This is a genomic window from Chryseobacterium cucumeris (genome assembly GCF_001593385.1).
GTDB lineage: Bacteria > Bacteroidota > Bacteroidia > Flavobacteriales > Weeksellaceae > Chryseobacterium > Chryseobacterium cucumeris.
The window spans coordinates 35,469-47,548 of the sequence record NZ_LUVZ01000004.1 but is presented as its reverse complement, the minus strand read 5'-3'; the positions used below and the strand labels follow the sequence as shown (position 1 = coordinate 47,548).

Below are 12,080 nucleotides of genomic sequence, written 5' to 3'. Positions count from 1 at the left end.
AAGAATTTTTTTATGGTAGAGTCTAATTTGCGAAACCATTTTTAATGGCAAAAACGGCAAGCCCTACACGGGTTTTAAGATCCAGCTTTTCACATAGCTGATCACGATAACTTTCTACTGTTCTTGGGCTGCAGCACATTCTATCTGCAATTTCTTTATAACTGAGTTCAGTGACTGTATATTTCAGGAATTCTTTTTCTCTGTCCGAAATTCTTATTGCGATCTCAGATTCTGTCTCCTTGTTAAGATTGGAGAATATGATCTTTGAAGCCCAGTCCGGATAAAAAAAGCCATCACTATTGAGACGGGTAAGTGCAGTTTCAAGATCTCTTGGATGGGTGTTTTTTAGCAGATAACCTTTGGCACCGCTCCTAATCATCTTAATCACACTATTGTCATCTCCCTGCATACTGAGAGCCATGATTTTAATATCAGGATGATTTTTGCTAAGCCAGGCTGCGGTTTCAAAACCGTCCATAATAGGCATGCTGATATCCAAAAGAATAATATCAGGAATGGTATTGCCTTCTTCGAATTTCTGGATAAGATCTTTTCCGTTTTCACTTACATAGATTACTTCAAATTCACTAAAGTTACCAATAATTCCTTCCAGAGCTTTTGCAATAAGTATATGGTCGTCAACAATGACAATAGATTTTTTCATAACTGTTTTTTTAAAATAATATTGATTTGTGTTCCTGCATTTTCCTGGCTTTCCATACAGAAACTTGCTCCTATGATTTCAGCTCTGTTTTTCATATTCGTGAGTCCTATTCCGTTGGACTTGATCTGTGAGGTGTCAAACCCGATTCCATCATCACGAATGTCAAGCTCCCAAAGAGTATCTTCTGAAGTATTCAGGTTTATAAAAATATTTTTACAATGGGAATGTTTTATACTGTTTTGAATAAATTCCTGAGTAATCCTTAGTAAAACATTTTTATGAACAAAGCCCAGATCCAGTTGTTTGAAATTGTGTTCAAAACTTACATGACATTTTTTGAAGGAATTGGTGTTATCAACTTCTTCCTGTATCAAAGTTACAATTTCCTTCTGGTTGATATTATCATCTGTCAATGTTTTTGACAAGCTTCTAAGATCCTGCAGAGATTGATTAATAATCTGTGAAACCTGATCAATTCTTTCACTTGCTTCAGAAACTTTGTTTTCATAAAGCATCTGTTGTACATACAGACTTACGAGGGTAAGTTTCTGGCCGATATTGTCATGCAGTTCCCGACCAATCTGCTGCATGGTGGCTTGTTGTATTTCCAATTGGGTAGACAGAAGTTCTCTCTGATGAAGTTCATTTTTTCTTTCAATTTCATTCAGATGTTCCTTTTTGCGTTGTTTGTAACTTCTGATATAAATTAATACCGCTGTTACAAACATTACAAAAAGTAAATTGAATAGAATGATAACAATTAAGAGCTCTGTTTTCCCCATATGAAAGAACTTGCAAATAAAATATACATGACCACACCTGACATTAGAAAATAACTAAAATAAATATCCCAGATTTCCATATAATTCAACAGAATTGAATAAAATGCCATAAAAGGTAGCGTTCCTATATAAGAAAGTGTTATACCTAAATTAATATAAAACATTCTGTTTTTATTAAAGTGAAGAATATCCTGGGAGTTAATTTGTTTGTAGTATTCCATCACTACCAAAAGCATTAAGATGAGGCATCCAAAAGTATAGTTAAAAGCAAATACAATTTTATTGCCCGAAAAATACAATTCATTGGGAATAAATGAAAGAAGATAAAGGATGGATAATCCGTAAAAAAGCTTTGGCTTTCCTAAGGATTTGGCTGCATATAACCAGTAAAAAAAAATAAACTGGATAGGCATTAAAAAATAATTATAAAAATAGGCTTTAGAAAAATAAGCAAATTTTCCCCATCTGCCATATGCTTCACTAAGAAAGATAAAAACTAAGAAAAATACAAAAAATTTCCAATATTCTTTTCTTATACGATTGTAATACAAAAGGCCAACAAACGCAGCAAGTCCCTCAGCCCAAAGCATGCTTTTGCTTGCAAACTCTTGGAAATCCGTCATGTATTTGTTATTTAATTATTAATATAATTCACCAAACGAGTTCTTGGGAGGCGTTAGTTGTCCATTATTTTCTCCAAGACCTGTATCATCATCTTCTTCTCCTCCAATACCTTTGGCAGATCGTGCATTTAATGCTAAAGGTTTGCCATCGATATCTGGAGATTGATTGAAATCGTAATCATGAAACTCTCCTGTTTCATCAGCTTTTTTTAACGTCGGAATCATTACTAATGTATGCTTTCCTGCATATTCGGTAGGAACAGGGTGAGAGTCCATTATAGACCAGTTGTCTTCTTTTGGATAAGCAGCATAATAAAATCTTATTCCTAAATCTTCCGTAGATACATCCGGATTCACTTTTGCAGCTTCAGCTTCAATAGTAGCAATGAAATTTTTTAATTTCGGAAGGTCAAACCAGATGGAATGAGCATCTTGTGTCCCTAAAGCAGTGTTAATAACATTTAGATGATTTTGACGGTAGTTGTCAATCAGAGCCTGGATAAGGCTTTTTGACATAGTGCCAGGCTGTAATGGGTTGTTTGATTCTGTATTCATAGCTTAGTGGTTTACGGTAAAACTCAATTAATATGCAAATCTCGTAAAAAATATTATAGAAAATGTATTTGCTAATTGGGAATTACACTGTTATTTTTACCGTGTTTTTACGGATTGTATGTAAAGAATACAGCTTTCATGCGATTGAAATCTGTATGGATGTTACAAAAAAAACGGAGAAAATACCTTTCTCCGCCTATTCTTTAAATGCATGGATACTTTCTCCAGTCCCTGCAAATGTATCCTGATGTACAACATAAATTGACCGGACAATTCATATTTTCATCACACATAATGATAGGAGTGATAAGACCGCCATCAATTTTCTTCAAATCATTTCTTTTTAGCTTTTTCATACTGATTCTGTTTTAGTTATTAGTATAGTAAAGATAAGTTTATTTCACTTAATTAGGATAAAAAGTAAAAAAAATAAGTGCTGCAGAGTATTCTGCAGCACTTATTCACAAAAATAATGTATATGAAAAAAACTATTTTATTGTTCGGTAGGTCGGAAAACTAATCCTGTTTCTACAAAATAATCAAGCGTAATTCTGTCTCCGTCATTCACATTTCCGGCAAGAATTTCTTTAGATAATTTGTTTAGAACTTCCTGTTGGATTACTCTTTTCAATGGTCTTGCTCCGAAAGCAGGATCATAACCTTTATCCATCAGATAATCTACCGCATCCTGAGTGAAAGTCATAATGATGTTTCGTTTAGACAACATTTCATTAAACCCTCTCAGCTGATACTGAACAATTTTTCCGATTTCTTTTTTTCTTAGAGGCTGGAAAAGTACAATTTCATCAATTCTGTTCAGGAATTCCGGACGCAGGGTCTGTTTTAAAAGATCAAAAACTTCATCTTTTGTTTTATCCACAATTTCATCCTGGTTTTCCTCTGTAAGGTTTTCAAAATTCTCCTGAATCAGGTGTGAACCTAAATTAGAAGTCATGATGATGATAGAATTTTTAAAATTCACTACCCGCCCCTTATTATCCGTCAGACGTCCATCATCCAGAACCTGAAGCAATGTGTTGAAAACATCAGGGTGTGCTTTTTCAATCTCGTCTAAAAGCACTACAGAATAAGGTCTCCTTCTTACTGCCTCAGTCAATTGTCCACCTTCATCATAACCTACGTATCCTGGAGGCGCTCCTACCAATCTCGACACACTGTGACGTTCCTGATACTCACTCATATCAATTCTGGTCATATTGTTTTCATCATCGAATAAGAACTCTGCCAGTGCTTTTGCCAGCTCGGTTTTACCGACTCCGGTTGTTCCCAGGAATAAGAAAGATCCAATTGGCTTTTTATCATCACTTAAACCGGCTCTGTTTCTTCTGATCGCATCAGCAACTGCCTGAATAGCTTCATCCTGTCCTACAACTCTGTGGTGTAGCTCAGTTTCAAGATTCAATAACTTATCTCTTTCTGATTGTAGCAATTTGGTGACAGGAATACCTGTCCATTTCGCAATTACTTCAGAGATGTTTTCAGCAGTAACTTCTTCTTTGATCAGCTCATTCTGATGATTCTGCATTTCAAGTTCAACCTTGGTAAGTTCTTCCTCTTTTTCACGAAGCTTTCCGTATTGGATCTCCGCTACTTTTGCATAATCTCCGGCTCTGGAAGCTCTTTCTGCTTCGTGTTTCAGAGATTCTATATCTTTTTTGATCTGGGTAAGATCTTCACTTTTCTGTTTTTCTTTCAGCCATTTGGCATTGATCTCATTTCTCTGTTCGGATATTTTGGCAATATCTTCTTTGAGGTGATCAATTTTAGTCTGGTTGCCTTCTCTTGAAATAGCGGCCAGCTCAATTTCCATCTGCATCAGTTTTCTGTCCAGCACGTCCAGCTCTTCCGGCTTGGAATTGATTTCCATTCTCAGTTTTGCAGAAGCCTCGTCAATAAGGTCAATCGCTTTATCCGGTAAAAAACGGTCTGAAATGTATCTTTGAGACATTTCCACCGCAGCAATAATTGCCTCGTCTTTGATTCTTACTTTGTGGTGCGCTTCATATTTATCTTTAATCCCACGAAGGATGGAAATTGCAGATTCAGTATCCGGTTCTTCCACCATTACTTTCTGGAAACGTCTTTCCAACGCTTTATCTTTTTCAAAATACTTTTGGTATTCATTCAATGTCGTGGCACCAATCGCTCTTAATTCTCCTCTTGCCAAAGCAGGCTTTAAGATATTGGCAGCATCCATTGCTCCCTCACCACCTCCGGCTCCTACCAAAGTGTGGATCTCATCAATGAAAAGAATAATCTGACCATCAGACTTAATTACCTCATTCACAACGGATTTTAAACGCTCTTCAAATTCACCTTTATATTTTGCTCCGGCGATCAAAGCTCCCATATCCAACGAGAATAAAGTTTTATCCATCAGGTTTTCAGGAACGTCACCACTGATAATTCTATGGGCAATTCCTTCCGCGATCGCTGTTTTACCCACACCTGGTTCTCCAATAAGGATGGGGTTGTTTTTGGTTCTTCTGGAAAGGATTTGTAAAACCCTTCTGATCTCTTCATCACGCCCGATCACCGGATCCAGTTTGCCCTCTGCTGCCAACTCGTTGAAGTTTTTAGCATACTTATTTAAGGATTGATAAGTTTCCTCTGAACTGGCAGAAGTTGCTTTGCTTCCTTTTCTTAATTCTTTGATAGCACCTTCCAAAAGATTTTTGGTCACACCCATATCTTTCAGCATTTTTGATACTTCAGAAGTGGTTTCCAAAAGGGATAACCATAAATGTTCAATCGTTACATATTCATCACCCATTTTCTTAGCGATGTTGGGTGCATCCAGCAATACTTTGTTGGCAGATTGTGATAGATAAATGTTTCCTCCTTGTACTTTTGGAAGTTTTTCTAAATTTTCACGGTTGCGCTCTCTTACTAAATTAGCATCTGCTTCAGATTTTTTTAATAAGAAAGGTGATATATTTTCATCTACCTGGAAGATTCCTTCAAGAAGATGTTGAGGTTCGATACTTTGATTGCCCAGTTCCATAGCAACCTGTTGTGCTGCCTGGATGGCTTCCTGTGATTTTACGGTATATTGGTTTAAGTTCATATTTTTATATATTTTTGGTAATGGTTTGTTTAAAGTTTAGTTTTTAAAAACATCAAGAAACCAAATTCTGAGGCTTAGTTTCTTAATGCCATCAATTATTTAATCATTTATTCGATGACTGTATCGCAAAAACTATTCAATTATTAAATTTACAAAAAAATAGGACAAATTTTCCGGATATTGTATTTTTAACGGAAATTTAACTTGACAGAATTTCCGATTTCGTAATTATTTCTTGGAAATCCATGAACAAAAAGTCATAGTAACAGAAAATAACTAAAGCTTGAGACTCTAGGCGATGGGTCTTTTTTCTTTTTATGCTCAAAAAATGAACAGTTTAATTCAGAATAATTACTTTTGCATTTTACCAGATGGAACTAAAAGAAAAACAGAGAAAAATATTAGAAGTAGCCGTAGAACTTTTCAAAGAGAAAGGGTATATGGGGAGCTCAGTAAGAGACCTGGCTACGAAACTCAATATCAAAGCAGCATCACTGTATGCACATATCCGTTCAAAGGAAGAAATTCTGGAATGGATTTGTTTCGGTATTGCCCAGGAGTTTTTCGATGAACTTCAGGAAGTAAAAAATACCAATATCGCTCCCAGAGAAAAACTGAATCTCTTATTGGATAAACACTTATCTGTTGTTCTTAAAAATCGTGATGTTACCCATATCTATTCCAATGAATGGAAACATCTTGAAGAAAGGCTTCCCGAATTTGTAGAATTAAGGAAAAACTACCAGCAGGAAGTAGAAGAACTGATTTCTGAGATCTACAAAGCAGAAAACTGGGAACTGAAATCACCATCATTTACCACTAGATTTATCCTTCATACTTTAAATAATTCCTATTTCTGGTTCAAAAGAAGCAGCGATTCTACGGATGAAATTACCGAAGAAATCAGAGAGAAAATTCTTTTCGGCCTGCTTGGAAACCAGAAAAAATAAGCACTCCGTTTGTCATTGACTACGTCGAATCTTCGATTTCTGACGAAGGATGAATTTTCGTACCAAATGATCAGATTAAAGATTCTTCGCTACACTTCGTTCCGCTCAGAGTGACCATTGGACATAATTTTAACCGTCTTTCTTATTTAGAATCATTCAAAATATGACAAAAGTCATAAAAATTTTGCCAGCTTCCGAAATCTTTTTAAATTTACACCTAACAAATGTTAGTTAGTTTTATGGATTTTTCAGTTGAATATCTGGAGCTGGGTCAGTTGAGACAGCTTCAATCCGGCCGGTTGATCAGCCTGATCAGCTATTTGGGAGAGAAGTCGGAATTTTATAAAAAGAAATTTGATGAATTGCAAATATCTCCACAGGATATAAGGTCGATTGAGGATATCGCTAAACTTCCTATTACTTACAAACAGGATTTAAGAGATAACTATCCGTTCGGACTATTTGCCGTTCCTAAAAATGAGCTTCAGCGTATACACTGCTCAAGCGGAACAACAGGAAAACCGACTGTGGTAGGGTATACCAAAGAAGATGTAGATATTTTCAGTGAAGTGGTGGCAAGATCTTTACATGCTGCTGGAGCAAGACCGGGAATGCAATTGCACAATGCTTATGGCTACGGAATTTTTACAGGAGGTTTAGGCCTTCATTACGGAGCCGAGATGTTGGGGATGAGTGTTCTTCCTATTTCCGGAGGGATGACGGCAAGACAGGTAGACCTGATTATAGATTTCAAACCTGAAGTGATCTGTTGTTCACCGTCATACGCTTTAACGATTGCGGATGAATTTGCCAGAAGAGGAATTACTGCAGAAGAGATCAGTCTCAAATATGCTGTGTTAGGCTCAGAGCCATGGACGGAAATTATCAGAGGCCATATTGAAGAAAAATTAGGCGTTCATGCAACCAATATCTATGGATTAAGTGAAATTATCGGTCCCGGAGTTTCCATGGAGGATTTTGAAGAGAAGGGAGGCGCTTATATCTGGGAAGATCATTTTTATCCGGAAATTTTAGATCCGGTGACCAAACAGCCGGTTCCTTTCGGAGATGAAGGAGTATTGGTGATTACCACTTTAACCAAAAAAGCAATGCCGCTTTTACGTTACTGGACAAATGATATCACAAGCCTTTACTACGATGAAAATGCCAAAAGAACCATGGTAAAAATGAAACCCATTGTCGGGAGAGCAGATGATATGCTGATCGTAAGAGGAGTCAATGTTTATCCAAGTCAGATTGAAGATGCTTTTTCTTATGTAAAAGGAGTGGTTCCAAACTACTATCTTACGCCTGTAGAGAAAGAACATATGTGTATTGCTTTGGATATTGATGTTGAAATCGATGATGAATTGGTAAAATCTCAAAAAATAGAATCAAATACCGATGATTATTTTAATTTTGTCGGCAACTTTGGGAAAAATATAGAAAACGAAATAAAAAAGAGAGTAGGAATCACAACGAAAGTAAAAGTTCATGCTCAGGACAGCCTGCCAAAGTGCGAAGGTGGAAAAATTAATAGAATACTTAAAAAATAATGAATTCATTTTATAAACTTAAAACAGTTAAAGTTCAGAAAGATACTTCCGAAGCAGTGAATGTGGCGGTAGAAATTCCTGAAGAACTGAAAGATAAGTTCAGGTTCAAGCAGGGACAATATCTGAATTTCCGAATGATGATCAACGGAAATGAAGAAAGACGTTCTTACTCTATCTGTAATGCTCCAAGTGAAAAAGGCAACACGCTGGAAGTATTGGTGAAATTGCTGGAAGGCGGAAAGGTGTCAGGGTATTTCAATGAACACCTTCACATGGATGAAGTGCTGGAAGTAATGCCTCCGATGGGTGGTTTCAATACTTCATATCACCCAAGCAATGTGAAAACTTACGTTGGCCTGGCTGCAGGAAGCGGAATTACGCCTGTATTATCCAATATTAAAGAAAGCCTTTATCAGGAACCTAACAGTAACGCTTATCTGTTTTACAGTAACAGAAGCATGAATCATGTTTTAAGAAAGGCAGAGATTGATAAACTTGTAGAGCACTTCAACGGAAGACTTAAAGTGATTTACCTGGTAAGCCGTGAGAAACACGAGGACCCTGTTTTTGAAGGAAGAATTTCGTCAGAAAAATTAGAGCAGCTGTTTGAAAGATATACAGATATTGATGTAAAAGAAGCTACTTATTTTATTTGCGGCCCTTCAGAAATGATTAAAGGGATTGCAGACTATCTGAAAAAAGATAAAAAAGTACCTGCTATTCAGGTTTTATTTGAATATTTCACCGCTCCGGATGAAGAAAATACGGAGGAAATGAGCGATGAATTCAAAGCCATTGCCAATATTGAAAGTATGGTAACGGTTATCATTGATGATGATGAATATTCGTTCCACCTTAATTCTAAAAAAGAGAGTATCTTAGATAAAGCATTGAAAGACAACCTTCCTGTACCTTTTGCATGTAAAGGAGGTGTTTGTTGTACGTGTAAAGCACAAGTTCTGGAAGGAGAGGTTTTCATGGAGAAAAACTATGCGCTTACCGAAGAAGAAGTAGCCAGAGGCTATGTTCTTACCTGCCAATGTCACCCTACAACGAATGTGGTGATGCTTAATTATGATGTTTAAAAATTAATGTAACAATATAACAATGTATCAATATAACAATCATTGGTACATTGCTAGACTAATACATTGTTAAATTGAAAAAATTATGGACTTAGAAAAATTTGTTCAATACGTTCACGAAGAAAATAAAGTAGAACCAAAAGATGTAATGCCAGATGATTACAGAAAGCTACTGGTTCGTCAGATTTCACAGCACGCCCATTCCGAAATTGTAGGAATGCTGCCGGAAGCCAATTGGATCTCCAGAGCACCTTCATTGAGAAGAAAAATGGCTCTTTTAGCGAAAGTTCAGGATGAGGCAGGCCACGGCTTATATCTTTATTCTGCCACCGAAACTTTGGGAGACGGAAGCATCCGAGCAGACAGAGATGCTACTTATGATGATATGCTGGAAGGAAAAGCAAAATATTCAAGTATTTTCAACTATCCTACCCTAAGCTGGGCTGATATCGGTGCCATCGGTTGGTTAGTAGACGGTGCTGCTATTATGAACCAGGTAATGCTGATGGGGAACTCTTACGGTCCTTATTCAAGAGCGATGGTGAAAATCTGTAAGGAAGAATCTTTCCACCAAAGACAAGGGTATGAGATTCTTATGGCATTGTGCCGTGGAACAAAACAACAGAAAGAAATGGCTCAGGCTTCATTAAACCGTTTCTGGTGGCCAGCTCTGATGATGTTCGGACCTAATGATGACAGCTCACCCAACTCTAAAATCTCTATGAATTACAGAGTAAAAAGAGAAAGTAATGACAGTCTTCGTCAGAGATTTATCGATGTTACCGTTTCTCAGGCTGAATTCTTAGGATTAACCATTCCGGATAAAGATCTGAAATGGAATGAGGAAAGACAGCATTACGATTTCGGAGAACTTCCCTGGGATGAATTCATGGAAATCTTAAAAGGAAACGGTCCTTGCAACAAAAAGCGTATCGAAACGAAGAGAAAAGCTCAAAGAGAGAATGCTTGGGTAAAAGAAGCTGCGGCGGCTTTTGCAGAAAAACAGAACGAAAAAGTAAACTAGAAAATCAGTGAAAACCTTACTTCAGATATTTTTATTATTGGCTATTTCTTTTTTTAAAGGTCAAAGTGTTGATATACTTGCAAACATACCCTTAAAACTTGAAAGAGAAAATGAAGTAAGAATTTACGTTGGTAATGGAATTACAAACAGTGGAAAAGTTTTTAGAATTTATCTTAACGAAAATAAAAAATGGAATGTCGAATTAGTACAATGGTTTTTTCCAAAAAAGATAAGTGAAGATGAATTTCAATCAATTCCTCCTATTGTAACAAAGCCAAAATCAAAGATTCCATTAAAAGAAGTCTTTTTAAATCTTGAAGCATTAAATATTGGAGATCTTCCGAAAGAAACATTTTTTAATTATAAAAAATCAAAACGAGAAGTTATTTTTGATGAGGATGAAAAAGATTTTGTTTTAATGTCGCAGGAGATGAGTGTCTTAGATGGTGCAGATTTCTTAGTGAAATATAAGTCTTATAATAGACAGAATGAGTTTCATTATCTTAGTCCCCAAGTCTATTTAGATAAGTACCCAGGGATTGATGAATATGAAAGTTTCATGAAAATTTTAAAATATGTTGAAGATAGCTTCAATATCAAATTAAATTAAAAAAATAAAAATAGATAATGAGTCAATTAGATATGTGGGAAGTGTTTATTCAGACTAAACCGGGATTATCTCACAAACACGTTGGAATTGTACAGGCACCAACAGCAGAAATGGCTTTGCAGAACGCAAGAGACGTTTATACAAGAAGAAAAGAAGGAACCTCTGTTTGGGTTGTTCCAAGTAAATATATTGTGACTTCGGAAGGAGTAGATAAAGAAGCATTCTTTGATCCGGCTGATGATAAACTTTACCGTCACCCAACGTTCTACGAGATTCCTAACGACGTAAAAAATATGTAATTAATAAAGACTTCGAGATGTGAGATCTCAGATACTAGACTTTTTTGTCAATCTGAAATCTAGCATCTGAAATCTGAAATCTACTAAACAATGAACCCATTATATAATTATTTATTAAAACTTGCAGACGACAGTTTCATTATGGGACAGCGTCTGTCTGAATGGTGCGGTGAAGGTCCTTACTTAGAGGAAGATATTGCATTGACAAATATTGCGTTGGATGAACTAGGTCAGGCGAATAACTTTTACGTTTACGCTTCAAGAGTGATTGACAACGGAAAAAGTGAAGATGATATCGCATTTTTAAGATATGAGCATGAATATGTGAATGCCCATTGGGTAGAACTTCCTAATGAAGATTATGCACAGACTATTCTTAAAGTATACGTATTATCTGTCTATCAGAAACTGATGTATGAGGCTTTATCAAACTCTGCTAATGAAGAATTGGCTGCCATTGCTCAAAAATCACTGAAAGAAGTAAGATATCACTATACACACGCTGCATCCTGGATGAAAATCTTTGCTCAGGGAACAGAAGAAAGTAAGTCCCGTCTGGTAAAAGCTATAGAAAATATCTGGGAATATACGAAAGGTCTTTTTGCTAAAGCAGAAGGTGAAGATGATCTTGTTGCCTTGAATATTGCTCCCAATTCAGATGCGCTTTACGAAGAATTTCTTGCGATTACCAAGAAAGATTTTGCAGATTTTGGTTTAGAATATCCGGAAAATCATTTCATGCAGCCCAAATCAAGAACAGGATATCATACAGAGTATTTCGGATATATCCTTTGTGAGCTTCAGTATATGCAGAGAGCGTATCCTGGCTGTACGTGGTAGTAAA

General features: G+C 36.3%; 13 protein-coding genes. 7 read left to right on the top strand and 6 right to left on the bottom strand.

Annotation, left to right across the window (positions count from 1 at the left end; genetic code table 11):
- Positions 1 to 22: 22 nt before the first annotated feature.
- From A1704_RS07895 to clpB, 6 genes are all read right to left on the bottom strand, one after another.
- Positions 23 to 664 (bottom strand): response regulator transcription factor, encoded by a 642-nt coding sequence (locus A1704_RS07895; protein WP_062672226.1) that lies wholly within the window; start codon positions 662 to 664, stop codon positions 23 to 25.
- Entirely contained in the window at positions 661 to 1,392 is a 732-nt protein-coding gene (locus A1704_RS07890; RefSeq protein ID WP_238590588.1) for a sensor histidine kinase, read from the bottom strand. Before A1704_RS07890 ends, A1704_RS07895 begins: the two co-directional genes overlap by 4 nt.
- 32 nt (positions 1,393 to 1,424) lie before the next feature.
- Positions 1,425 to 2,069: a hypothetical protein gene (locus A1704_RS07885; protein WP_062672222.1), complete on the bottom strand. Its 645-nt coding sequence runs from the start codon at positions 2,067 to 2,069 to the stop codon at positions 1,425 to 1,427.
- An 18-nt stretch (positions 2,070 to 2,087) separates the two neighbouring features.
- Positions 2,088 to 2,624, bottom strand: a complete 537-nt coding sequence (locus A1704_RS07880; protein WP_062672220.1) for a hypothetical protein — start codon at positions 2,622 to 2,624, stop codon at positions 2,088 to 2,090.
- Positions 2,625 to 2,827: 203 nt separating this feature from the next.
- On the bottom strand, positions 2,828 to 2,980 hold the full coding sequence (locus A1704_RS24435) for a hypothetical protein (protein WP_157885762.1): 153 nt from the start codon (positions 2,978 to 2,980) through the stop codon (positions 2,828 to 2,830).
- 137 nt (positions 2,981 to 3,117) lie between these two features.
- On the bottom strand, positions 3,118 to 5,712 hold the full coding sequence (gene clpB / locus A1704_RS07875) for an ATP-dependent chaperone ClpB (RefSeq protein ID WP_062672218.1): 2,595 nt from the start codon (positions 5,710 to 5,712) through the stop codon (positions 3,118 to 3,120).
- A gap of 371 nt (positions 5,713 to 6,083) precedes the next feature.
- Between clpB and A1704_RS07870 the strand changes: the two genes are divergently transcribed.
- The 7 genes from A1704_RS07870 to paaC all read left to right on the top strand — a co-directional run bounded on the left by A1704_RS07870 (position 6,084) and on the right by paaC (position 12,076).
- Positions 6,084 to 6,662 carry a TetR/AcrR family transcriptional regulator gene (locus A1704_RS07870; RefSeq protein WP_062672216.1) on the top strand — a complete coding sequence of 193 codons (579 nt, stop codon included), beginning with the start codon at positions 6,084 to 6,086 and terminating at the stop codon, positions 6,660 to 6,662.
- A gap of 239 nt (positions 6,663 to 6,901) precedes the next feature.
- The gene (locus A1704_RS07865; RefSeq protein ID WP_062672214.1) at positions 6,902 to 8,218 is read left to right on the top strand and encodes a phenylacetate--CoA ligase family protein; all 1,317 of its coding nucleotides are present in this window, start codon (positions 6,902 to 6,904) and stop codon (positions 8,216 to 8,218) included.
- Positions 8,218 to 9,303 carry a 2Fe-2S iron-sulfur cluster-binding protein gene (locus tag A1704_RS07860; RefSeq protein WP_062672212.1) on the top strand — a complete coding sequence of 362 codons (1,086 nt, stop codon included), beginning with the start codon at positions 8,218 to 8,220 and terminating at the stop codon, positions 9,301 to 9,303. Before A1704_RS07865 ends, A1704_RS07860 begins: the two co-directional genes overlap by 1 nt.
- An 85-nt stretch (positions 9,304 to 9,388) precedes the next feature.
- Positions 9,389 to 10,327, top strand: coding sequence for a 1,2-phenylacetyl-CoA epoxidase subunit PaaA (gene paaA / locus A1704_RS07855; protein WP_062672210.1), 939 nt, complete (start codon positions 9,389 to 9,391; stop codon positions 10,325 to 10,327).
- Between the two features lie 7 nt (positions 10,328 to 10,334).
- Positions 10,335 to 10,937, top strand: coding sequence for a hypothetical protein (locus A1704_RS07850; RefSeq protein WP_062672208.1), 603 nt, complete (start codon positions 10,335 to 10,337; stop codon positions 10,935 to 10,937).
- A 17-nt stretch (positions 10,938 to 10,954) separates the two neighbouring features.
- Positions 10,955 to 11,236, top strand: coding sequence for a 1,2-phenylacetyl-CoA epoxidase subunit PaaB (gene paaB / locus A1704_RS07845; RefSeq protein WP_062672207.1), 282 nt, complete (start codon positions 10,955 to 10,957; stop codon positions 11,234 to 11,236).
- 90 nt (positions 11,237 to 11,326) lie between these two features.
- The gene (gene paaC / locus A1704_RS07840; protein WP_062672205.1) at positions 11,327 to 12,076 is read left to right on the top strand and encodes a 1,2-phenylacetyl-CoA epoxidase subunit PaaC; all 750 of its coding nucleotides are present in this window, start codon (positions 11,327 to 11,329) and stop codon (positions 12,074 to 12,076) included.
- The last annotated feature ends 4 nt before the right edge of the window (positions 12,077 to 12,080 follow it).